This window comes from Telluria sp. RB2R28 (assembly GCF_059685835.1).
In genome coordinates, this window is the sequence record NZ_JCASIK010000001.1 from 744,226 (window position 1) to 767,756 (window position 23,531).

At 64.9% G+C, this 23,531-nt stretch carries 20 protein-coding genes; 11 read left to right on the top strand and 9 right to left on the bottom strand.

Translation table 11 applies throughout. The features are described 5' to 3' along the window. Positions 1-25 precede the first annotated feature (25 nt). The 5 genes from AC56LV_RS03365 to AC56LV_RS03385 all read left to right on the top strand — a co-directional run bounded on the left by AC56LV_RS03365 (position 26) and on the right by AC56LV_RS03385 (position 4,996). A complete protein-coding gene (locus tag AC56LV_RS03365) occupies positions 26-2,731 on the top strand; it encodes a bifunctional acetate--CoA ligase family protein/GNAT family N-acetyltransferase (protein WP_499556021.1) in 2,706 nt (901 codons plus the stop codon). Positions 2,732-2,865: 134 nt separating this feature from the next. Beyond that, positions 2,866-3,171, top strand: a complete 306-nt coding sequence (locus AC56LV_RS03370; protein WP_499556023.1) for a hypothetical protein — start codon at positions 2,866-2,868, stop codon at positions 3,169-3,171. Positions 3,172-3,339: 168 nt separating this feature from the next. Beyond that, complete coding sequence (locus AC56LV_RS03375; protein ID WP_499556025.1) at positions 3,340-3,651, top strand: antibiotic biosynthesis monooxygenase family protein; 312 nt, start codon at positions 3,340-3,342, stop codon at positions 3,649-3,651. A gap of 217 nt (positions 3,652-3,868) precedes the next feature. Continuing rightward, positions 3,869-4,357, top strand: coding sequence for a DUF4304 domain-containing protein (locus tag AC56LV_RS03380; RefSeq protein WP_499556027.1), 489 nt, complete (start codon positions 3,869-3,871; stop codon positions 4,355-4,357). A 180-nt stretch (positions 4,358-4,537) separates the two neighbouring features. Continuing rightward, positions 4,538-4,996, top strand: a complete 459-nt coding sequence (locus tag AC56LV_RS03385) for a hypothetical protein (RefSeq protein WP_499556029.1) — start codon at positions 4,538-4,540, stop codon at positions 4,994-4,996. 443 nt (positions 4,997-5,439) lie between these two features. Here AC56LV_RS03385 and AC56LV_RS03390 read toward each other — a convergent pair whose 3' ends face one another. From AC56LV_RS03390 to AC56LV_RS03410, 5 genes are all read right to left on the bottom strand, one after another. Continuing rightward, positions 5,440-6,684 carry a DEAD/DEAH box helicase gene (locus AC56LV_RS03390; RefSeq protein WP_183551455.1) on the bottom strand — a complete coding sequence of 415 codons (1,245 nt, stop codon included), beginning with the start codon at positions 6,682-6,684 and terminating at the stop codon, positions 5,440-5,442. A gap of 121 nt (positions 6,685-6,805) precedes the next feature. Further along, on the bottom strand, positions 6,806-6,943 hold the full coding sequence (locus AC56LV_RS03395; protein WP_499556031.1) for a hypothetical protein: 138 nt from the start codon (positions 6,941-6,943) through the stop codon (positions 6,806-6,808). Positions 6,944-7,023: 80 nt separating this feature from the next. After that, complete coding sequence (locus tag AC56LV_RS03400) at positions 7,024-8,751, bottom strand: ArnT family glycosyltransferase (RefSeq protein WP_499556033.1); 1,728 nt, start codon at positions 8,749-8,751, stop codon at positions 7,024-7,026. Further along, complete coding sequence (locus AC56LV_RS03405) at positions 8,723-9,427, bottom strand: TVP38/TMEM64 family protein (RefSeq protein ID WP_499556035.1); 705 nt, start codon at positions 9,425-9,427, stop codon at positions 8,723-8,725. Before AC56LV_RS03405 ends, AC56LV_RS03400 begins: the two co-directional genes overlap by 29 nt. Then, complete coding sequence (locus AC56LV_RS03410) at positions 9,424-10,188, bottom strand: glycosyltransferase family 2 protein (protein WP_499556036.1); 765 nt, start codon at positions 10,186-10,188, stop codon at positions 9,424-9,426. Before AC56LV_RS03410 ends, AC56LV_RS03405 begins: the two co-directional genes overlap by 4 nt. A gap of 310 nt (positions 10,189-10,498) precedes the next feature. Here AC56LV_RS03410 and AC56LV_RS03415 point away from each other — a divergent pair, with 310 nt between their 5' ends. From AC56LV_RS03415 to AC56LV_RS03425, 3 genes are all read left to right on the top strand, one after another. Further along, positions 10,499-11,761, top strand: a complete 1,263-nt coding sequence (locus AC56LV_RS03415) for a sensor histidine kinase (protein ID WP_499556038.1) — start codon at positions 10,499-10,501, stop codon at positions 11,759-11,761. After that, positions 11,758-12,528, top strand: coding sequence for a LytR/AlgR family response regulator transcription factor (locus AC56LV_RS03420; protein WP_499556040.1), 771 nt, complete (start codon positions 11,758-11,760; stop codon positions 12,526-12,528). The genes AC56LV_RS03415 and AC56LV_RS03420 overlap by 4 nt, the downstream gene beginning before the upstream one ends. Positions 12,529-12,623: 95 nt before the next feature. After that, complete coding sequence (locus AC56LV_RS03425; RefSeq protein ID WP_499556042.1) at positions 12,624-13,925, top strand: NAD(P)/FAD-dependent oxidoreductase; 1,302 nt, start codon at positions 12,624-12,626, stop codon at positions 13,923-13,925. 76 nt (positions 13,926-14,001) lie between these two features. Here the strand turns inward: AC56LV_RS03425 and AC56LV_RS03430 are convergent, their stop codons facing one another. After that, positions 14,002-14,721, bottom strand: a complete 720-nt coding sequence (locus tag AC56LV_RS03430; protein ID WP_499556044.1) for a sensor histidine kinase — start codon at positions 14,719-14,721, stop codon at positions 14,002-14,004. Positions 14,722-14,913: 192 nt separating this feature from the next. Here AC56LV_RS03430 and AC56LV_RS03435 point away from each other — a divergent pair, with 192 nt between their 5' ends. Both AC56LV_RS03435 and AC56LV_RS03440 read left to right on the top strand, forming a co-directional pair. Then, positions 14,914-15,393 (top strand): hemerythrin domain-containing protein, encoded by a 480-nt coding sequence (locus AC56LV_RS03435; protein ID WP_499556046.1) that lies wholly within the window; start codon positions 14,914-14,916, stop codon positions 15,391-15,393. A gap of 189 nt (positions 15,394-15,582) precedes the next feature. Further along, on the top strand, positions 15,583-16,002 hold the full coding sequence (locus AC56LV_RS03440; protein ID WP_499556048.1) for a hypothetical protein: 420 nt from the start codon (positions 15,583-15,585) through the stop codon (positions 16,000-16,002). A gap of 146 nt (positions 16,003-16,148) precedes the next feature. On the opposite strand, the gene AC56LV_RS03445 is transcribed toward AC56LV_RS03440, so the two are convergent. The 3 genes from AC56LV_RS03445 to AC56LV_RS03455 all read right to left on the bottom strand — a co-directional run bounded on the left by AC56LV_RS03445 (position 16,149) and on the right by AC56LV_RS03455 (position 21,303). Continuing rightward, positions 16,149-17,153 carry a response regulator gene (locus AC56LV_RS03445; RefSeq protein WP_499556049.1) on the bottom strand — a complete coding sequence of 335 codons (1,005 nt, stop codon included), beginning with the start codon at positions 17,151-17,153 and terminating at the stop codon, positions 16,149-16,151. A 130-nt stretch (positions 17,154-17,283) separates the two neighbouring features. Further along, positions 17,284-20,310: an ATP-binding protein gene (locus AC56LV_RS03450; protein WP_499556050.1), complete on the bottom strand. Its 3,027-nt coding sequence runs from the start codon at positions 20,308-20,310 to the stop codon at positions 17,284-17,286. A 159-nt stretch (positions 20,311-20,469) separates the two neighbouring features. Continuing rightward, positions 20,470-21,303 (bottom strand): response regulator, encoded by an 834-nt coding sequence (locus tag AC56LV_RS03455; protein ID WP_499556051.1) that lies wholly within the window; start codon positions 21,301-21,303, stop codon positions 20,470-20,472. A gap of 292 nt (positions 21,304-21,595) precedes the next feature. On the opposite strand from AC56LV_RS03455, the gene AC56LV_RS03460 reads away from it, so the two are divergent. After that, positions 21,596-23,518: a TOL_0244 family TonB-dependent receptor gene (locus AC56LV_RS03460; RefSeq protein WP_499556052.1), complete on the top strand. Its 1,923-nt coding sequence runs from the start codon at positions 21,596-21,598 to the stop codon at positions 23,516-23,518. Positions 23,519-23,531: the final 13 nt, after the last annotated feature.

Here is a 23,531-nt window from a genome sequence, read left to right on the forward strand (position 1 = left end):
TGCCGCGCACTTCCCCGGTGCTTTCATGAGCGTCCGTAACCTGCAGCACCTGTTTGCGCCGCGGTCGGTCGCGCTGATTGGCGCCTCGGCGCGCCCGGGCAGCATGGGCGCCACGCTGCTGGCCAATCTGCAGGGCGGCGGCTTCAAGGGCAAGCTGTTCGCCGTCAATCCCAAATACAAGCAGCTGGACGACTTGCCGTGTTACGCCACCGTGGCCGACTTGCCCGAGGCGCCCGACCTGGCTGTCATTTGCACGCCGGCCGCCACCGTGCCGCAACTGGTGCGCCAGCTGGGCGAGCGTGGCACGCGCGCCGCCGTGGTGCTCACCAGCGGCCTGGCGCGCGGGCGCGATGCACGGGGGCGCAGCCTGCGCCAGGCCACGCTCGACGCGGCGCACCCCTATCTGCTGCGTCTTCTGGGCGCGAACAGCGCGGGCCTTTTGGTCCCTGGCCTGGGCCTGAACGCCAGCGTGGCCCACAGCGGCGCACTGCCGGGACGGATTGCCTTCGTCTCGCAATCCGGTTCGCTGATGACGGGCGTACTCGATTGGGCGCGTACGCGCGGGATCGGCTTTTCGCACTTCATCTCGCTGGGCGACTCCGTGGACGTCGACCTGGGCGACGTGCTCGATCACCTGGCCAGCGATGGCAATGCCGGCGCGATCCTGCTGTATGTCGACCAGCTGCGCTACGCGCGCAAATTCATGTCAGCGGCGCGCGCCGCCGCGCGCAGCAAGCCCGTGATCGTGCTCAAGTCGCGCAGCGATACCGACGGCGCCCGGCCGGCGGCCAGCGAAAGCGGCGCGCTGGCCACCGAGGACGACGTGTTCGACGCCGCGATCCGGCGCGCCGGCATGCTGCGTGTACACACGACCGAGCAGCTGTTCGCGGCGGTCGAGACGCTGGCCTATGCGCGCGTGCTGCATGGCGAGCGCCTGGCCATCGTCAGCAACGGCCTGGGGCCGGGCGTGCTGGCGCGCGACGCGCTGCGTTATGGCGGTGGCGTGGCAGCGACGCTGTCGCCCGAATCGGTCATGCGGCTCGATGCCGTGCTGCCGGCCGGCTGGAACGGTGCGCAGCCCGGCAATTCGGTGCGTGCCAGCCCGGTGAACCTGCTGGGCGGCGCGCCGCCCGAGCGCTACGCCGCAGCGCTCGACGTGCTGCTGGCCGACCCGCAGGTCGACGCCGTACTGATCGTGCATTCACCGACCGCGACCGTCGACAGCCGCGACGTCGCCAATGCGATTGCGCCGCTGGCGCGCGCCGCTTCGCGCCCGATCCTGTCGTGCTGGCTGGGCGGCGCCTCGGTCGTGGCCGCGCGCGCCATTGCGGCCGAGGCGCGCATGCCCACGTACCGCACGCCCGAAGACGGCGTCAACGGCTTCCTGCAACTGGTGAACTACCGGCGCAACCAGAACCTGCTGATGGAAGTGCCGCCGTCGATGGCGGGCCATATGGCGCCCGACCGCAGCGCCGCGCGCGCGCTGGTGCGCGAGGCGATCGCCGCCAAGCGCCTCTTGCTGTCGGATCCCGAGACCAAGGCGATCCTGCGCGCGTATGGCCTGGCGCTGGTCGAGACGCGCGCCGCCGTTGACGCCGACGCGGCCGTCGCAGCGGCGCGCGCGATCGGGTTCCCGGTCGCCGTCAAGATCCTGACGCCCGACGTGATGCACAAGTCCGACGTCGGCGGCGTGACGCTCGACCTCGACTCGGAAGACGCCGTGCGCGCCGCGGCGCTGCGCATGCGCGCGCGGCTCGGCGAGTTGTTTCCGCAGGCGCGCTTCGACGGCTTTTCGGTGCAGGCCATGTGCCGCCGCACGCACGGCCATGAACTGATCGTCGGCGCCGCGCTCGACCCGGTCTTCGGGCCGGTGCTGGTGTTTGGCCAGGGCGGCGTGGCGGTCGAGGTACTCGATGATTATTCGGTCGGCCTGCCGCCGCTGAACCTGGTGCTGGCGCGCGACCTGGTCGACCGCACGCGCGTGGCGCGCCTCCTGGCCGGCTACCGCAACCGGCCGGCCGCCAATCTCGACGCCGTGCTGGCGGTGCTGATCCAGGTATCGCGCCTGATTTCGGATATTCCCGAAATCGTCGAGCTGGACATCAACCCGCTCGTGGTCGACAGCCGCGGCGCGATCGTGCTCGACGCGCGCATGCGGCTGGCGCTGGCCGACCGCTCGGGCAGCACGCTCGACCGGCTCGCGATCCGTCCCTATCCACGCGAACTGGAAGAGACGATCGAGTGGCAGGGCGCGCCGCTGCTGCTGCGCCCGATCCGCCCCGAAGACGGCCCGGCGCACCTGGCGTTCTTCGACGCGCTCACGCCCGACGACGTGCGCTACCGGATGTTCGTGCGCATCCGCGAGCTGCAGCCGTCGCAGCTGGCGCGCTTCACGCAGATCGACTACGACCGCGAGATGGCCTTCATCGCCACCCGCAAGAATGCGGACGGGGTGTTCGAGACGCTGGCGGTCGCCCGTGTCGTGGCCGACCCCGACAACACGAGCGCCGAATTCGCCGTCACCGTGCGTTCGGACCTCAAAGGCATGGGGCTGGGTCGCATCATGATGGAAAAGCTGATCCGGTATTGCCGCGCGCGCGGCACCGGCGAGATCGTCGGCGAAGCGCTGCCGCAAAATTCGCGCATCGTCGCGATGGTGAAAAAACTGGGCTTCGAGGTGACGATTGATCGTGAGGACGGCACCCGGAATATGCGCCTCGCATTACGTTAATCGTTTCGCGCGGCATGTGACATTCGGAGGATTTTGGGCTGTGCTGCGGTGTTAAGGTGGCGGTGTTTGTCGCCCTGTCACGTCGTGACGATTCGTACCGCTCCTTGCCAACAGGGCCCGACCCTGCTCCTGCGATGTCCCGACTCGGTTTGTTGTTGTGCGCCCCGTATGCCGTGTTCATCCTGGCCTGCGTCGGCATTGTGTCGCTCGGCGCTGGCGACGATGCGTCGCAGCTGGTCTTCCTGCAGTTGCCGATTACCGCCCAACTGGTCGTGGTGCAGGCGCTGGGCCTGGGCCGCGCCATTGAATTCCTGTCGTGGCCCGACGCGTACGGCCTGTTCGTCACGCCGGCCTTCGTGCTGCTGTATGCCGCCGGCGCGCTGTGCGAACGGGGCCTGACGCGCAGGCGCGGCCTGGTGCCCGCGCGCAGCGGCGGCTGATCCGGGCGCGGCGCGATGCCGGCTCAGAACGCCTGACAAAACTGTTGCTTGCTTTGGCGGCAACATGGTCGGGCAGTTAGCCATACCGACCGTCCGGCTTCGGCCAAGAGCGGTCCTTTGGTATCCACTTGCGAGCAGAATGGTTCGGCCACAACTCGACAGGATGATATGCACGTAATTTACTTCAGATGGAAGGTAGCCTCTGGCCATGAGCGAGACTTCGAGCAGGCCTGGCTGGAACTCACCAAACTTGTACGCGACGAGCGAGGCGGTCTAGGTTCGCGTTTGCATCGGTCCACCGATGACCACTATTTTGCGTATGCCCAATGGCCGTCCAAACTCGCCTGGGCTACGCAACCTGAGCCTACTCCACGCATGGTCGAGCTGCGAAACCGAATGCGTGAATTCGCCGAACTCGTGGATGGCCCACTCCGGGCTGACGTCATTGCCGACCTCCTGATATCGGTAGCTCCCGATTAAGGGGACAGCTTAGCGAAAGCATTCACAGGCGCGAATGGCTGGTTTGGGTCGGTTCCGGCATGTCGCGGTCACCGCTGAATTTTCAACCTGTCAACCTGCTATGTTGGCTTGACCGGCCGGGTTCGGCCAGAAGCGGAAGTTCGTACTTTCTAAAAGCGGAAACAAAAACTTCGCCAGCGCTGTTGGGATATGCTGGGCAGATGAGGAAAGATCAGGCATGGGCAAAACTACAGACCTGCGTCGGGAATCGAAGAATCGCTTCTATCCGTTTGTCGCCGAGCATGGGTTCCAGATTGATATGACGCACAGTCCGTTCAGCGTCGACTTCCGCCGTATTACTGCTGAACGGGTAGACGTATTCGACCTTCAATGGGAGAAATATGGCAGGCCGCGCTTCATAGTGAACTTTGGGCACTGCTCGACAAGCGGCGCGGTCCACTTTGGCGAACAGATTCCGCCCGACAGAGTGCTTTCCTACATGGGTTCGTTGTCTGGCCGCCTGCACCCAAAGAAAGGTTCCCAAACACGTGCTTGGTTTCGTCAGGACCGTTCTTTCTTTCGGCGAGTCGTGCTACGACACCAGCCACGTCCCGCAGCCCATGTCGTAGACGAACTATTATGTCTTTTTCCAGAGCTGGAGGAGTGGTTCCGGCACCAGCGCCTAGGAACGCACATGGTGATCCAGAGGTACCCGTGGCAGAAGTAATCTGGAGCGCAGGGATAGACATCGGTTTTCGCCCGATCTCTCGACGTCCGCTTCGGCTCGGGTGCTGCCCTTCGTGATAGTCTGCGATTTTCCCGACTTGGCAACCTGCTATGCTGGACCGAACGGCCGAGATCGGCCAGGAGTGGACCTTCCTCCATTCTCAATTTTGGGAAGTTACTGATGACAATTCTCATCGCCTCCTGCATCTTGGCATTTGTGGCCCTGACGAGTACTGTAGAAGCGGCCCCTCTTGTGAGCTATTTCCCTAAGAAGGAGCTCAGCCTCTTTTTAGCGGACAAGTTCGACTTGGCCAGTATTCGAAGCTCCTTCGGGCCACGTCGTTCTCCCGCGCTGCGCACATTCACTGATTTCGGTATGAAGCCGAGCAAGGCCACTGCGGATGCTCTTGTGTTTGAAACTCCCGGTGAATGGTTGTACGAACTGAAAATCGTCGCTCGAAGGGACGTCAACAGGGATGGGATCGAAGATTTAGAGGTGTGCTTCATCGATCACGCCTTGAATGGCGGAACCTACGACACATCGAGCGGGCTTCTGATTACCCGGTACTCCGCAGACGGTTATGCAGTCGCCTTGAGTTATAGTCTCAACGATGGTGTTTGTGAGGAATATGCTCGGTAGATTCCGCGCGCAAGGTCTGCTCTGGGGCGATAGCTGGCCGACCCAGCGTCAGTCCGGCACTAACATAGCGGCCACATTCGTAGACAGACTAATGCCAGCGCGAGCACTACTTCCTGGAGACCTGTCCGGCAGTGAAAGGACGAGCTGGCCGTGCCTGAAAACGCCCAGGTAAGCTGCATGCCGATCGAGCGTATGCTTCGAGAGCCCATTCGGCTTGGTTGCGCCATCGGAGCATTGCAGCTGGAATCGCGCGCGATGGCGTAGAGTCGCGCGAACGACTCGCCCGATGGCGGCGGGTCGTCAAGCGCGCCTTGCGTTGGCTACACCGCTTTCGCAGACTGCGCACACGACATGAGCGACGGGCAGGCATCCATCAGGCGTTTCTCTCGCTTGCCTGCTCGCTCATCCGTTGGCGGTATGCTAAACGGTGTTATCAGGCGCTCTCAACGCCGAAAGCGCACGTCCTCGCTGACCACCGGCGCATTGCCCTTCGGCTTCTTCGGCTTTTTTGGCTTCTTGACGATCTGACCCTTTGCATCGGTCTGCGGCACGCGATGTTCGGGCGCATAGCCCGGCTCTTCCACACGTTCGAGCGTCTGGCGCGTGAGCACTTCGATTGCCGCCAGTTGCTCGACTTCGTCGGCGCACACCAGCGACACCGCTTCGCCGCTGGCGCCCTTGCGGCCCGTGCGTCCGGTGCGGTGCACATAGTCCTCGGCCACGATCGGCAAATCCACATTGATCACGGCCGGCAGGTCATCGATGTCGATGCCGCGCGCAGCGACGTCGGTGGCGATCAGCACGCGTACCTCGCCCGCCTTGAAACGGTCGAGCGCGCGCAGGCGCGCAGGCTGCGGCTTGTCGCCGTGGATCGAGTCGACCGGGATGCCTTTGGATTCGAGCAGCCCGACCAGCTCATCGACCCCCTTGCGGGTACGGGCGAAGGCCAGCACCTGCGTCCAGTCGCGTCGTTCGAGCAGGTGCACGAACAGCGCGGCCTTGCGTTTCTTGTCGACCGGGATCACCCACTGGCGGATCGCAGCGACGGTCGTGTTGCGCGGCGTTGCCTCGATGCGCACCGGTTCGCGCAGCATCTGGTTCGACAGTGCGCGGATCGGGTCCGAGAACGTTGCCGAGAACAGCAGCGTCTGGCGCTTCTTCGGCAGCAGTTTGAGGATGTTGTCCAGTTCGCGCGCGAAGCCCAGGTCGAGCATGCGGTCGGCTTCGTCCAGCACCAGCGTTTTCACTTCATTAAAGTGCACCGCGTTCTGCCGGTGCAGGTCGAGCAGGCGCCCCGGCGTGGCGACGAGTACGTCCACGCCCTTGCGCAGCGTCATCATCTGCGGATTGATGCTGACGCCGCCATAAGCGACCATCGAGCGCAGCGGCAAGCCTTCAGCATAGGTGCGCACGCTTTCGTGCACCTGTTCGGCCAGTTCGCGGGTCGGCACCAGGATCAGCGCGCGCGCCGCGTTGTTGCCGACCTTGCCGCCCATCACGAGACGCTGCAGGATCGGCAGCGTGAAGCCGGCGGTCTTGCCGGTGCCAGTCTGGGCGGCGGCCATCACGTCGTTGCCAGCCAGGATGGCGGGAATCGCCTGCTCCTGGACGGCGGTGGGCGTGTGGTAGGCGAGGGCGTCCAGGGTGCGGACGATCGGCTCGATCAGGCCGAGGGAAGCAAACGACATGGGCAGGACACCTTGCGACGAAAAATGGACAGGCCGCAGTGTAACCTGCCGGCGCCGGCATGGCGATCATTGGCACGCAGCGAAGGCGACGCGGCGGGGCGGCGCGCCCGTCCGTGCAGGATCAGGACGACGCCGGCGTGTGCGAGGCGCCTTGCGCGGTCGGGGCGATCGGCTGGGCCGGCGCATTGTGTTCGCGGCAGCCGCCCAGCATCAGGCAGGCGATGGTCAGTACTGCGGCGGAATAAGTGCGTAGTTGCATGATGAATCCTCCGGGTAGCAGACCACCATCATACGCCGGACCGGCGCCTGTCGGCACAGTTCCGGTTGCGCGGTGGCCCCTTACGACAGGATGTCCTTCCTGACGGGAACATAGCGATACGGTGCGTGGTCGACTGGCCCGTCGCAGCGTTCACGCAGCGACGTGGCATCAAGCATGACCCAGTCGCGCCGATGGGCCTGGCCAAGCACGCGTTGTCGCGTCAGATCGAAGCAGCGCAGCGCCAGATGGTCGGGCACCAGCAGCACGCGAGCAGGATCGGCGCGCATCCAGTGCCATGCGCTTGACTCTTGCTGCGCCAGTGGCGCCAGATAACTGAAATGCACCAGCGGCCGGTCGGCAAACAGCAGGAACTGTTCTTTGAACTCCAGCATGCCGACCTGCGTCCCTGGTGCAATCTGGCGCTCAAGTTCCTGCAGGACGGCGCGCGGCGTGCGATGCGGGTCGAGTGTCGGCCATAGCCAGAAGGCGATGCACAGCCAGGTCAGCAGGCTGGCCAGCGCCAGTTGCTCGAACAGGGCGCGCGTGCGCAGCAGCAGGGGGATGCCGGCCAGCGCCAGCCCCAGCAGCAGCACACCGGGCGCCAGTGCCGCGACGGCCTCGGCATAGTCATCCGCCCGGGCCGGCAGCCGGTGGGGCGCCAGCCATGCGACGCCCGCCAGCGCTATCAGGAGCACGCCCATCAGCACGAGCACTGTGCGCAACAGCACTGATGCGGCGCGGCGGCCCGCGGCCGGCGTCTGCTCCCACACGCAGGCGAGCGCCAGCGCGCACATCGGTAGCGCAGGCAGGATATAGACCTCGCGCTTGCCGGGACTGAGTGAAAAGAACAGCAGCACGAGTACAACCCAGCTCAGCAGGACGCGTAGCGCTGCGTCATGCGGCCACAGGTCGATGATGACGCGTAGCCGCAGTACGAACAGCACGACCAGCGGAAACCACATCGTTGGCAACGCAGTCGTCAGGTAGTAGTGCCACGGCTGGATGTGGTGCCACGCATTGGCGTAGCGCTCGGCGGTCTGCCTGAACAGGATATTGTCGCGGTAGGCCAGCAATTCGGGGCTGTGCACACGCTCGACCGTGAGCCACATCGGCGCCAGCCACAGCGCGAGCGTGAGCAGCATCAGGACGGGCCCCCACCATGCGCACAGGCGCCAGGCCTGGTGCCCGGGTTCATCAAAGCGGCGGCGCCAGATGGCCAGCGGGATCAGCATCAGTGCCGGGAGAAACCCGACGCCCTTGGTCATGATGCCCAGTGCCATCGCTACCCAGCTGGCGGCATACCAGCCCCAGGCGGGGCCGACCAGAAAGTGGCGGACCAGCCCATAGCAGCCGAGCGTGATCCAGAAGCACAGCACGGTGTCGATTTGCGCGCCCTTGGCCTGCAGCAGGAATTGCGGCGTGAATACGAGGATCAGCACGGCGGAGCGCGCGACGTGGTCGCCCCACAAGCGGCGCCCCAGGTCGAATACCAGCCCCAACGTCCCCAGCCCCGCCAATGCGCTGGGCAGCAGAAACGCGATCTTCAGGTGTCCGGTCAGTTGATAGAAGACGGCGATCAGCCACATGAAGACGGGTGGCTTGTCCGGATAGAATTCGCCGCCCCGCGTGGGAAACAGCCACTGGCCCGATTCCACCATTTCGCGTGCGACCTGAGCAAAGCGCGGCTCATCGGCTGGCCAGGGCGCGCGCAACCCGATGCCCGCGAACAGCGCAATGAGCGTCAGCCCGACAAGCCACGGCCACCAGCTTGGGGCCTGATCAAGGTTGCCGGTGTGCGGGCGTGGCATGCATTTGTCCCCGGATGTGCTGCAGACGCTGCTTGAAGCCGTGATGGTAGAGGTACAGCGCGAGCGCCGTGGACAGCGCCAGCGTCAGCAGGCCGAACCAAAGCTGCTGTTCGTCGTGCGAGGCCAGGCCTGCGCCGGCAAAGCTGAACAGCAGCATTTGCGGCAGGTAGCCAAGTAGGCTGCCCCAGAACACTGCCGGCATGCTCAGCCGGGCCAGCCCCACGGCAATATTGGTGGCCAGGTTGCTGCCGACCGGCATCAGCCGCAGCGTGCAGATCCACAGCCAGGTGTCGCGGGCCAGCAACTGGCGGATGATGGTGACCCAGTCGCCATAGCGGGTGCTGGCCCAGGCCGTGCCGATGTGGCGCACGCAGCAGATTGCCAGCAGGGCGCCAAAGCCGGTCAGCAGAGTGCTCAGCAACGCGCCCGGCACGCCACCGATGACGCAGCCGCAGGCAAAGGCGAGTACCTGGCGCGGACCGCCAAGCGCGGTGTAGATGATGCCGGTGATCGCGAACACGGGCCAGGCAACCGCCCAGTGCCGCTCGAACAAATGGTTGAGGAGTTCCAGTTCGGTAAACGACCCCCACCACTGGAAATGGAGCGAGACGAAGCCGAGCGTCAGCACGCTAGTTAGCAGCAGCGGTTTGACCAGCAGGGCCAGCGCGGGTTTCACTGCCGCACTTCCATGCGGTCGATCAGCGGCAGCTTGCTGCGGCGGATCAGCCAGCTCACGCCCCACATGTCGACGATGCCCACCCACAGCCGGTTCCAGGCCGTATATTTCGACACGCCGGCAGTACGGTGGCGATGGCGCACTGGCACGATGGCGATCACGCCGCCCAGGCGCTTGACCAGCGCCGGCACGAACCGGTGCATGTGGTCGAAATAGGGCAGGCACAGCCAGGTGGCGCGCGGCACCAGCTTGAGGCCGCAGCCGGTATCGGGCACCCCGTCGTCGAGGATGCGGCGGCGCACGGCGTTGGCAATGCGCGACTGGATTTTTTTCCAGCGCGTGTCGCGCCGGTCGGTGCGAAAGCCGGCAATGCAGAAATGCCGGTGCGTGTCGCTCAGGGTGAGTCCCTGCGCCACCAGCGCCGGAATGTCGGCCGGGTCGTTCTGGCAATCGCCATCGATCGTGACGAGAAAACGCCCGGCGGCGTGGCGCGCGGCGGTCCACAAGGCAGTGCTCTGGCCGGCACTGTGTGCGTGGCGGATCAGCCGCGCCGGCATGCTCCACTGCTGGCAATGTTGCAGGAACACGGCGCCGGTGTCGTCGCTGCTGCCATCGTCCACCAGCACGACCTCGTGCGTCAGATGCCCAGCGAGGGCGTGGTGGATTTCGTCCACCAGATGGCCGATATTGCCGGCTTCATCCTTTGCCGGAATCAGTACCGACACCAGCCATGCATGCTCGTTGTCTGGTTCGTCAGCCATGCCGCTCAATCCCTTCAAGAAGCGCGCAAAAAAACTGCGCATCATGTTCTGCGAGAATTCCGGATAACGACATCCGGTGCTGACTGGTTATGGATGGGCTGTAAATACAGGTCAGTGTACGAGGTCGCGGCCACCTTGGGAAGTAACAGTTGATAGAGAGGGAACGGTCAGGTGAGTGGCCTGGCAAACGCCACGTCAACGCCGCCGGGGCCAGTTTCGTCGGCCCAGCCGCGGCTTCGTCGCATAATGCTGTCTTGCGAACCATGGCGTGCCTATGCTGGCGCCATTCTTCAACGCTTGAAAGCCCATCATGATGTCGAGTTTTTTCCACCACGGTCGCCTGGTCGTTGCCTGGAGCGCGGTGTACCTGACGCTGTGTATCTTCATCAGTGAAACCGTGCTGCACGATATCGATCTGGACATCGAGGCGTATGTGGTGCTGCTCGGGTTCTCGCTGGCCGGCTGGGTGCTCCTGATCGCGTTCTCGCACACCCGCCGCGTGCGGCTGCTGGCCGGCACCGTGAACGCGGCCACGCTGGCAAACCGCCAGCGGCGCCAGATCGAAATCCCGTTCGAGGCCGGCGAAGCGTTCGACATGATCGACGCCGCGATCCGCGAACTGCCTGGCGTCACCGCTGTCGACAGCGCCCGCGACAGCCTGCAGGTGCGCGCCAAGGTCGAGCGCACCGATCTGTATGGCGGCAATGCCTCGGCTGGCGCCGCGCTGGCCCGCCTGTCGACCTGGCGCAACCAGATCCGCGCCACGATCACGCCCAATGGCGACGCGGCCGGCAGCGTGACCTTGATTTGCGAACCGGAAGACCCGGCCTGGATCGACTGGTTCCTGGTCGACCAGGGCAGCAACCTGGAAAACGCCGACGCCATCGTGCGCGCCATCACGCGCCGCATCGCCGAACGGCGCCGCCTTGAAACACAGGCCCTGCGCGAAAGCGCGACCGAGAAGGAATTGACGGTGGCGCGCCTGAACCTGCTGCACGCCCAGGTCGAGCCGCACTTTTTGTACAACACACTGGCCAGCGCCCAGGTGCTTACGCGCACCGATCCGGCGCGCGCCGACGCCATGCTCGGTAACCTGATCCAGTACCTGCGCCACTCGCTGCCGCGCACCGAGGATGCGCCGTCGACGCTGGGCGAAGAGCTGGAACGGGCGCGTGCCTATCTGGATATTCTGGCCATCCGCATGGGGCCGCGCCTGGCGCTGCAGGTCGACGTGCCGGAGGAACTGCGCCGACTCGTGTTTCCGCCGATGATGCTGCAGACGCTGGTCGAGAACGCCATCAAGCACGGGCTGGAACCCAAGCCTGGCGGCGGCACCGTCTGGATCCTTGCGCGCGCGATCGACAATGCGGCAGCCGTCACGGTGGCCGACGACGGCCGCGGCTTCTCGCTCGAGACAGCCGGCACCGGCATCGGCCTGCGCAATGTGCGCGAGCGCCTGCGCCTCGGTTACGGCAGCATGGCGAGCTTTGCCATCGTCGCCAACTTCCCGAGCGGCGTGGCCGCCACCATCACGGTGCCGCTGGCGCTGCAGGGCGCGGGAGTGCGATCATGACCCGTTGCGTGATTGCCGAAGACGAACTCCTGCTGCAGGAAGAGCTGGTCAAGCTGCTGAGCGAGGTGTGGCCGGACCTCGAGATCGTGGCCGCCTGCGACGACGGCGGCAGTGCGCTCGACGCCATTGCCAGCCACCGGCCCGAGGTTGCGTTCCTCGATATCCGCATGCCTGGCCTATCCGGCCTCGAGGTAGCGTCAAGCGTGCTGGCGGCGGGGTTGCGCACCGAGATCGTGTTCGTGACCGCGTATGATCAGTACGCGCTCGACGCCTTTGATCGCGGCGCCGTCGACTACCTTCTCAAGCCGGTCGGGCGCGAACGGCTGGCCGCGACCGTGGCCCGGGTGCGCGAGCGGCTGGCGCGCGGTGTGGCGGATACGACACAGCTGGCGGCGCTGCTGGCGCGCCTGCAGAGCGTCGCGCCGCCGGCGCCGCGCGCCCAGCCGCTGGTCTGGCTGACGGCCAGCCGCGGCGTAGAAACGCGCCTGATCCTGGTCGACGACGTGGCGTATTTCCAGTCCGATTCGAAGTACACGGTGGTGATGACGGCCGAGGGAGAATCACTGCTGCGCAAACCCATCCGCGACCTGCTCGAGGTGCTCGACCCGGCCATGTTCCGGCAGGTGCACCGCTCGACGATCGTCAATCTGCGGGCGGTGGCGGGCGTCACGCGCGACGACAGCGGCAAGGGCATCATCCGCCTGCGCAACCGGCCCGAGACGCTGACAGTCAGTCAGCCGTTCATGGCGCTTTTTCGTCACATGTAGGGACAGGCCAGCGCGCGAGACGTTGCCGTAGTAAAATCTCAGATGGCCATCAGGCCGGCGTTGTTGCCGGTTGGGGCATCAAGAAGGAGGCAAGCTTGCGTAGCGATATCGTGATCGTGGGTGGCGGCGCTGGCGGTCTGGAGCTGGCATGCAAACTGGGCCGTAAACTCGGCCCGACAAAGGTGACGCTGGTCGACAGCCGCCTGTACCACATCTGGAAACCGTCGCTGCATGAAGTCGCGGCGGGCACCCTGGACATCCACCAGGAAGGTCTGTCGTACGCGATGCTCGCGCACGACAATGGATTCAATTTCGTGCTCGGTCCGATGACCGGGCTGGACGAGGCCGGCCAGGCGATCGAGATCGGGGCCGTGTATTCGGCCACCGAACACGACGAAGTGCTGCCGGCGCGTCGCCTGGCGTACACGTCGCTCGTGATCGCGATCGGCAGCACCTCGAACTACTTCGGCGTGCCGGGCGCGCAGGAACACTCCATTTCGCTCAATGCGACCGAAGACGCCGAACGCTTCCGCCTGCGCATGCTGCGCCTGATGCTGGCGGTCGAGCAGCAACGCGAAGAGGGCCGTGAAACGGGCCTGGACGTCGTCATCATCGGTGGCGGCGCGACCGGCGTCGAGCTGGCCGCCGAATTGCGCGAAGCATCGGGCGCGTATGCGCGCTACGGCTTTGCACGGATGGACGTCAAGCGCGACGTGCGCATCACCATTCTCGAAGGCGCGCCGCGCATCCTGGCGCCGCTTCCCGAGCGCGTGTCGAATGCGGCGCTGGGCCTGCTGAACAAGCGCGGCATCCGCGTTGTCAGCGATTGCCGCGTCACGGCGATCGAGAGCGACAAGGTGCTCGACGCCAATGGCAATGTGTACCCGGCCGACTTGTGCGTGTGGGCGGCGGGCATCCGCGCCCCCGAGATGCTCGGCAAGCTCGGCCTGCAGACCGCACGCGGCGGCGGCCTGGATGTCGATTCGCATCTGCGCGTCAAGGGCGCCAAGGCCATCTGGTCGCTGGGCGACTGCGCGGTCTGCATCGACGGCAACGGCTTGCCGGTGCCGCCACGCGCGCAGGCGGCGCACCAGCAGGCCGATTATCTCGTCACGACCTTCCTGCGCATGGACAAGGGCCAGCCGCCCTTGACCGAACCCTACGAGTACCGCGATTACGGGTCGCTCGTGTCGGTTGGCCAGAACACCAGTGTCGGTAGCCTGATGGGTTCGCTTCGCGGCGCGAGCTGGTTCGTGCAGGGCGGCATTGCGCGCCTGATGTACGCCAGCCTGCACCTGATGCACCACCGGGCCGTGATGGGCATTACCCGCACTGGCCTGCTGGCCGTGGCGCGCTTCCTGATCCGGCGCAGCACACCGCTGGTCAAGCTGCACTGACGGGATCGTCGGCAGGCTACAAACAACAACGGCGGCCATTGGCCGCCGTTGTTGTTTGTACCGGCCTTGCCGGCGCCTAGGCCGGCAATTCGCGCGGCAGCGTCATTTGCAGCATGGCGCCGCCTTGCTCGGTGCGCACCAGGATCAGGTTGCCACCGAGCGTGCGGGCGCGTTCGCGCAGCAGGCGCAGGCCATGGCGCTCGTCGGCGGCCAGCGCATCGGCGCCGGGACCGACGCCATCGTCGCGCACCGTCAGCATGGCCATCTCGCCATCGTCGTCCAGGATCACGTCCACGCGCGTGGCCTGCGCATGCGCCGCGGCATTGCGCAAACCTTCTTCGGCGCAGCGCAGCAGCAGCACGGCGTGCTCGCGCGACCAGGCGCCGTCTTCTTCGGGCAGGCTGGCTTGTGCCTTGATGCCGTGCTCGGCGCCGAATTCAGGCACCAGCTCGGCCAGCGCGGTGCGCAACCCGAGAAACTCGAGCTTGTCGTTCCACAGCGCGAGCTGCATCTGGCGGTTGGTCTCGATGACGCCCCCGAGCAGGACTTTCATCTGCGCGGCGCGGTCGCGCAGCGCCTTGTCTTCGGCTGGCAGGCGCTGGGTGAGCAGGGAAAGGTGCATCGTCAGGGCCGTCATCGACGAACCCAGACTATCGTGCAACTGGCGCGCGAGCTGGCGACGCTCCTGGTCCCAGCTATTGGCCAGCCAGGACACCATGTCGGAGAGTTCAGCAGTGCGCGCCGCGACCAGGCGTTCGAGCTCCGGGTCGGGATGCGGTGGGACCGGTTCAGTCATCAGGGTCTCAATTAAATGTTTCCCAAATCATACAACAATTGTCATTTATCCGTCGCGCATTGGGTGCAGCAAGAGCGGTTCGTTCTGTTCTCACCGAGTGTGAGGTCGCGAACAGTGTAGATCACGCGCCAGGCGCACTCTGGGAATGTGGCCAACGAGTCATCATTCAACCAACAATACGGGGGTAACACCATGACCAAAGCAACGACCAAAAAGACGAGCGGCCCGCAGGATGCGCTGGAACTGTTGAAAAGCCAGCACGACGAAGTGAAAGACATGTTCGACCAGTTTGAAGAACTGGGCGAGCGCGCCACCGTCAGCAAGAAGAAGCTGGCCAACGAAATCTGCGAAGCCCTGATCATGCACACATCGATCGAAGAAGAAATCTTCTATCCGGCGCTGCGCAAGACGTCGAAGGAAATGGAAGACATGCTCGACGAAGCGTTTGTCGAACACGCGTCGGCCAAGGACCTGATCGCACAGGTGCAGGAGATGGAACCGGACGAAGACTACTATGATGCCAAAGTAAAGGTGCTGGGCGAATACGTGTCGCACCACGTCGAAGAGGAAGAGGAAGAAATGTTCCCGAAAGTGCGCAAGCTCGACCTCGACCTGCAAGCCATGGGCGCTGAAATGGCGGCCCGCCGCGACGAAATTCTCGCTACTGTCTGAAGCGTACTTGACATGCTGGCCGGCCGCCCTGGGGCCGGCTTTTTTACGTCGGTGCCATTTAGCAAAGAATTCGATGGTGCGGACAGTCAAGACGTTCGCTGCCGCACATACGTGCTATTGCTGGTATGCGATAGTGAAAGCTAGCCGGTTCCATCGAGGACGGGAGCGTTATACAAGAGAGGACACACCATGAATATCGATAACATCGTAAATGAGCAGTTCCGTGGCAAAAGTTTCCGTGAGCTGGCCGACGCGCCATTGTCGGCACTGCGCGGCATCGGCGAGCAGCAAGCCAATGCGCTGGCCGACACGCTTGGCGTGAAGACCATTGGCGATCTGGCCAGCCTGCAGGCAGTCAGCTTCGCTGTCGCGATCAAGGCACTGGCCGGTAGCGAGACGCAGTCGAGCAAAGAGCAGGCCGAAGAGACCTTGCTCGATGATGCCGTCGAAATGACGTTCCCGGCCAGCGATCCGATTTCGGTCGATGCCGGTATCACCCGCATCGAAGTGCCGCCCGAGATGGTCGACGCAGGGCGCGACCACCAGCACGCGCGTTCGATCGAAGAAACGAGCACCATTCGCGATTGCCCGCCAGCCGAAAAGCGTTAAGCACACGGCAGAGCAGGATGGAGCAGGCCACGGAACGCAGGTTCCGTGGCCTGTTTTTTTTATTGGCGCAGCCAACGCAAAAGCATACCGGGGCGCTCGCTTGCGCGAGAGCCCCGGTCTTTAGTCAGCTGAAAGAAGGTGACGTATCAGCGATGCGGCGTTGCCAGTTCGGGCACTGGCGCCGGTACTGGCGCGCCGCTGGTCTTGGACGCCGCCTGGCGGTTGGCCGCCGGCGAGCAGAAACGGTTCTTGCCGGCGCGCTTGGCTTCGTACAGCGCGTAATCGGCGATATTGATCAGGGCATCGACCGATTCAGCGTCGTCGGGATAGATGCTGATGCCGATCGACGTCGACAGGCGCAGCGTCAGGTCGTTGATGAAGAACGGTTCTGACAACGCCTCGACCAGCTTGGCCGCCGGGCCCTGCGCGTCGGGCAGGCCGTGGATATCGCCGAGCACGACCATGAATTCATCGCCACCCAGGCGGGCAACGGTGTCTTCCTTGCGCGAACTCGCCAGCAGACGCTGCGATACGGCTTTCAGGATCTCGTCGCCATACGCATGGCCATAGGTGTCGTTGATCGCCTTGAAGCCATCCAGGTCGAGATACATGATCGCGGCCTTGGCATGGGTGCGGTTGGCGTGCTGCAGCGCTGTCTCGATGCGGTCTTCGAGCAAGCGACGGTTCGGCAAACCGGTGAGGGCGTCATGCAGTGCGAGTTCCTGCTGGGCCTTCGAGTACTGGGCCAGTTCCTTGTACAGCAGGCGTACTTCGAGCATGTTATGGATGCGCTTGTGCACCTCGAGCAGGTCGAACGGCTTGCTGATGAAGTCGCGGGCGCCTGCTTCGAGCGCGGCGATCTTGAAACTTGGCTGGGCCGTCAGGGCCAGAACGGGCAGATAGCCACCCTGTTCAATTTCCTTGAGGCCCTTCATGACCTGGAAACCATTCAACCCCGGCATTTGCAGGTCGAGCAGAATCAGATCGTAGTTGTGTTCGCGATGGAGCGGGCACACCTGCTCCGGCAGCATGGTCGAGCTGACGCAGGTGTAGCCTTCTTCGCGCAATATCTCTTCCATCAGCTCGATATTGTCGGGCGAATCGTCTACCACCAGAATTTTGGCGTTCAAAATGTCTTGTCTGCTCGGCATGCTTATCTCTTTATCGAAACTGGGCGGCGCCCCATTTCGGGGTGGAATCTAACGATACCTTACCTCTAATTAGTGTAGCAAGGACCATAAAATTTCTTGTAGGACAGCGCCGCGTCCGCAGGTAGGAACATCATCGACTATGGCCGCGGCCGCTTTCGGCGAGCAATGGCACAGCCGGAGGCGTGCTGACCATGCCGATGGCCGTCATCAATTCACTCTGTTCGACCGGTTTGGATACATGGGCCGAGAAACCGGCCTCGAGCGCCTTCAAGCGGTCTTCGGAGCGCGCAAACGCCGTCAGCGCGATGGCCGGAATCAGGCCGCCAGCGTCGCGCGGCAGGGCGCGGACCCAGGCGAGGAACTCAAGGCCATTGACGTCGGGCATGCCGAGATCGCTGATCAGGAGGTCCGGTGGGCTCGCGCGCAACTGCGCCATGGCATCCTGTGCGCTGCCGGCCAGCCGCACATTGGCATGGCAATCGGACAGGATGCGGGCAATCAGCTCGCGCGCGTCGCGGTCATCGTCCACGACCAGCACCGACATGCCGCGCATGTCACGCACCATGGGTTCGGGCGTCGCCTCCGCGGCAGCGGGCAGGGGCGCTGACGCCATCTCGGGCAGCGCGCCACCAGCGAGGTCTGCCTGACGCGACGCGCGTGGCATGCTCGACAGCGCCGCCGGCAGTTCAATTGTGAAGCTCGCGCCCTGGCCGGGCCCGGCGCTGTCGGCGCGCACCGTGCCGCCGTGCTGTTCGATCAGGTGTTTCACGATCGACAAGCCCAGGCCCAGGCCGCCATGGCTGCGCGTCATCGAGGCATCGCCCTGGCGGAAGCGCTCGAATACGTGCGTGATGAATTCGGGTGCGATGCCCGAGCCCGTATCGCGGATCGTGATGGCCACCTGGTCATCGTGATATCCCAATTCGATCGTCACCAGCCCGTCGCGGGGCGTGAACTTGATCGCGTTCGACAACAGGTTCCAGATCACCTGCTGGAGCCGCCCCGGGTCGCCCGCGACGGACGGGATGGCGACGCCTTCGGGATAGCGCCGTTCGATGCGAATGCCCTTGGCGTCAGCTGCCGGGCGCACCGTTTCAATGGCGGCATCGATGAAGCTGCCCGGCGCCAGCGTCTGCATGTCGAGCAGCACCTTGCCGGACGTGATGCGGCTCATGTCGAGCAGGTCTTCGATCAGTTGCGCCTGGGCGCGCGCATTGCGCTCGATGGTCGACAGGCCCCGCTGCAAGTCGGCGCCATCGCGGCTGCCGCGCCGCAGCACCTGCGACCAGCCAAGAATGGCTGACAGCGGCGTGCGCAGTTCGTGCGACAGCGTGGCCAAAAATTCATCCTTCATCTGGCTGGTGCGTTCGGCTTCGGCGCGCGCTTCACGCTCGTTTTCGAGCAGCACCTTGCGTTCTTCGGCCGCGCGGCTGGCCACTTCGTACAGGCGGATATTATCGACCGCAATCGCTGCCTGCGCCGCGATGCCGCTGACGATGCGTTCACTGCGCTCGGTAAAGACGTTCGGTTCCGGGTGGCCAAAGAACATCGTGCCGAGCAGTTCGCCCGAGCGCGCCATGACTGGCACGGTCAGGTAGCTGCGCACCGCCGGGTGACCAGACGGCAGGCCGAAGTGCAGCGCATTGCCGGCCTGGACCGGATCGGCCGCCAGGTCGGCCACGCGCTGCAGGCTGGTGGTGCGCAGACCGGGCCCGAACAAGGCGCTGGCGCCCGGTTCGGCGAAGTCCTGGAACTGGGCCGATGTAGCGCCCGACAGCGTGTACAGCGAATACAGCATGCCTGCGCCATCCTGGCCATAATGCACGAAGGCGGCAAAGCGCGCGCCGCAGACGCCGCCCGCGACGTCGGTGGCGGCCTGCATCACGGCGCGCAGATCGCGCGTCGAGGCCAGCATGCTGCCCGTGCTGTTGAGCAGTTCGAGCACGTGCGATTCGTCGCGCAGCGCCTGTTCGGCGCGCTTGACCTGGTCGACATCGGTGTTCGTGCCGAACCAGCGCACCACGCGGCCGTCGCGGTCGTGCACGGCTTCGACCCGTGTCAGGAACCAGCGGAAATTGCCGTCGGCGCCGCGAATGGGAAATTCCATCTCGAACGCCGTGCCGGTGCGCACCGATTCATCCCAATGTTCGAGCACGGCAGGCAACACCGCCGGGTCGTACACTTTTTGCCAGCCCCAGCCGGTCGATTCTTCGGGCGTGATGCCCGTGTATTCATACCAGCGCTCGTTGAACCAGACGATCGAGCCGTCCGGATCGGCCATCCAGGCCAGTTGCGGAATGGTGTTGGCCAGCGCGCGCAATTCTTCTTCGCTCTGGCGCAGGTGGTCATCCGCGGCGCGCCGGGCGCTGATGTCCTGGGCCATGCCCGTCATGCCCAGCACGCCGCCGCCATCGACGGCGCTGGCGTAGTCGGGGCGGCCGACCAGCGCCACGCAGCGCGCCGCGCCGCCGGCCAGGTTGCCGCGCGCGAGCAGGCGGCATTCGAGGTCGAGGTCGGTGCCCTGCGAGAACGCGGCCAGCACTGCGCGCCGCACAACCTTGCGGTCTTCGGGTTGCAGCCGCTCGCGCAGGCTTGGCCACGCCAGAGCGACATCGGCCGGCAAGCCGAGGATCTCGGCCGCGCGCGCGCCGAACGTGACGCGATCGGTGGCCGCATCCCAGCGCCAGTCGCCCAGGCGCCCGGCCGCGATCGCCAGTTGCAGGCGGTTGTTGTTGTCGATGAGCGCCTGCTGGTCGAGCTTGCGCGCCGTGATGTCCTGGAAATACAGGGTCAGGCCTTCGGGGGACGGGTAGACCCGCATGTCGAGCCAGGCGTTCAGGCGGCGGTAATAGAATTCACGATTGACGGTAACGCGCTGCTCCATGGCGCGAACGCAATCAAGGGCGACTGTCGTGCCATGCAGGTCCTCGAACTCATCCCACAGCCTGGCTCCAATCAGGTCGCCACGCCGCTTGTTGAGCGGCTCGACCATCTGCAGCGCGCGGCCATTGATATAGGTGATGTTCCAGTCGCGGTCCACTGCACAAAAGCCGTCGGTGAGGCTTTCGAGCATGTTTTCCATGCGCTCTGTGGCGCGCTGGAGCGCCTCTTGCGCGGCGACCAGATCCTGGTCGGACACGTCGCGGGCAATGCTCATGCCGGCCTCCGGAGGTGGCGCGCGATGGGGCGGACGTGTTGTGATGAAGAGTTCATGCCGGAGTTGCCATGCGCCCGAAGCCGGGCAGGATGCGTTTCATTGTAGACCAGCCGGGCGGGTCCCACTCACACTTTGTGAGTGAACCGTGTCGCCCGTCGGTCAGCGTCGGCCCGGCTGACGCACTACCTTGGCCAGCGCATCCTGCAGCTGGTCGATTTCATACGGTTTCTGCAGCGACTGGTACGGGAACTCGAGGTGCCGCAGCAGTGTGTCACCGTAGCCCGACGCGAAGATGATCGACAGCGCCGGGTCGTCGCCGATGGCGCGCTGCACCAGTTCGACGCCGGACATGCCGGGCAGGCTGACGTCGGAAAACAGCACGTCGTAGCGCTGGCTCGCTAGGAGCGTCAGGGCATCGTCGGGATGCGCCACGCCGTCGGCTTCGTGGCCGAAGGCCTTGAGCATCTCGCACACCAGGTACTGGGAGTCGACATTGTCTTCGACCACCAGGATGCGCAGGCCTGCGTCGTCGACCGCTTCCTGGACCGGCTGCGCGGTGGCCGGGGCCAGAGCGATCTGCACGCCGCGCACCGTGCCGGTTTCGTCACGCACCGGGGACAGGCGCAGGTCGAAACGGTTGTCGGCGTTGCCGTCGAGGCGGCGGAAGGTCAGGGCGGTGTCGGCCAGCACACCGGCCTCACCGCGCCAGGCCGCAGCCAGCGCCGCACCGGCCGCAGCCAGCGGTGGCGGCATGACGGGCGGGACCGAACCGCCCGGCACGCGGCCATAGCCGGGGCCGGCCAGGGCTGCGTAGGCTTCATTGAATACCAGGACCGTTTCCGGTCCCCATACCAACAGGGTCGGGAGCGGCGAATTGAGCAACAGATCGCTGCACAACCGCAGCGGCAACGGCCAGCGGGCGGCATCGCCCAGGGCGGTCGTGCTCCAGTCGTAGGAAGCGGTGCTCCGGGCAGAAAGGTCGAGGTCGGGCATGGATTGTTGTAAAAACGAAAATATGGGCGGCATCCTACACCAAACGGGATGCACCTGCTCGGGCAACCGTGCGCGCAAAAAAAAGCCCGCTTCGTAAGAGGCGGGCTAAATCTATTTCCTGGGAGGAGAATAGAGGAGACAGTGCAATCATGCTGCATTGCGTCAAATCAGTCCAATTTATATTTCCAATAACCGTCATTGCTTTAATCAATATCCCAGGCGCGTTGTCAAGAACCGCATTGTGGTGTGTGCGCACTTGGTGCGATCGAGAAAATGTTCTACGATGGCAACTATGCCACCTTTTTCGTTGTACGTTTGCGCCTTTGCCGCACTGTTATCGACCGCATATTCCCTTGATGCAAGCGCGCAGGATGGCTCGGGCCCGCTGCCGTGGGCCGATTACTCGCTCGAACAATTATCCGATATCGCCGTAACGTCCGTATCGCGCCAGAGCGAGCCGCTGGCACGCGCGGCGGCGTCGGTGTTCGTGATCAGCGCTGCGGACATCGCCCGCTCGGGCGCGACCACGCTGCCCGAAGTGCTGCGGCTGGCGCCGAATCTTCAGGTCGCCCGCATCAATACCCATGAATACGCGATCAGCGCCCGCGGGTTCCTGTCGCCCCAGGCCAACAAGCTGCTCGTCATGATCGATGGCCGCAGCGTGTATTCGCCGCTGTTTTCCGGCGTGGTCTGGGAAATGCAGGATGTGGGGCTGGAGGACGTCGCGCGCATCGAGGTGGTCAGCGGGCCGGGCGGCACGGTGTGGGGCACGAACGCCGTCAATGGCGTCATCAATATCATCACACGCAGCGCGGCCCAGACTCACGGCGGCGTCGTCACCGCGTACGCCGGACCGGACGAGCATGGCGCCGGTGTCCGCTACGGCGGACAGTTCGAGAACGGGCCGCACTGGCGCGTGTATGCAAGGCAAGTCCGGATCGAGGCGGATCGCAAGGCCTCGGCGGACGGCGTCGACAATCGCATGGCGCGCGAGCAGGCGGGCTTTCGTCTCGACTGGGAAGGCCGCGAGCAGGATGTCACGCTCAGCGGCGATGTGTACGACGGGCGCCTGCGCAACACCTCCCTGTTGGCGAGCGGGACGATGTCCGGCGCCAATCTGCGGGCAGAGGTCCAGCGCGATCTTGCCGCTGCCGGGCAGGTGCGCATGCATGCCTGGCTCGACCACACGCGCCGCAGCAAGCCGGGCGTGGGGATGCAGCAGATCGACACGGTCGATGTCGAGGCCCAGCACCTGGTGCGCTTCGCTGCGCATGGCATCACCTGGGGCGGCGGATATCGCCACAGCCGCGACCAGATCGACGGCGGGCCCGTGCTGCGTTTCACGCCGGCGCGCCGCAACCTGCGCTGGTCGCACCTGTTCGTGCAGGATGAATTGACCCTGACGCCGGCGCTGCGCGCTGTGGCCGGGGTGCGTGTCGAACACAATGTGTATACGGGCAGCGAGGTGCTGCCGAATCTGCGCCTGGCGTGGGACGCAAGCGACCAGGCGACGCTGTGGGCGGCCGTGTCGCGCACGGTGCGTGCGCCATCGCGCATCGACCGTGACCTGTTTGTTGTAAATCCGGCCTCGCCGAGTCAGTTTTTGATTGCCGGCGGCGCCGACACGGTAGCGGAAACGGCGCGCGTGGCCGAACTGGGGTTCCGCGCCCAACCCCTGCCAACGCTGTCGTATTCGGCCACGCTGTTCTATACCGACTTCGAGCGGCTGCGTTCCCTGGAGCCGGCGGCGCCCGGCGTGCGGTTGCCGTACGTTATCAGCAGCCTGGGCAAGGGGAGTCTGCGCGGCATCGAATTCTGGGCCAGCTGGCAGGCCGCGCGCGGCTGGCGCCTGCACGCCGGCGGCTTGCTGCAGGACGTCGACATGGGGCGCGAGCCGGCCAGCCGCGACACCACGGGGTTGTCCGGCCTGGGTGGCAACGATCCCAATCTGACCTGGACTTTGCGCAGTGCGCACGATCTGAGCGAGCGCATCTGGGCAGATTTTTCACTTCGTTACGTCGCACGGCTGCCGCAGCTGGCCGTGCCAAGTTATCATGAGCTCGACGCGCGGATCGCGTGGCAAGTGCGTCCCGATCTCGAGCTCGCCCTTGCCGGACGCAATCTATTGCATGCCCGCCACGCTGAATTTGTCGCGGCAGGTAGCCGCCAGTTGCTCGAGCGCACGGTGTTTGCCAGCGCCACGCTGCGTTTTTGACGTGCGAATGGAT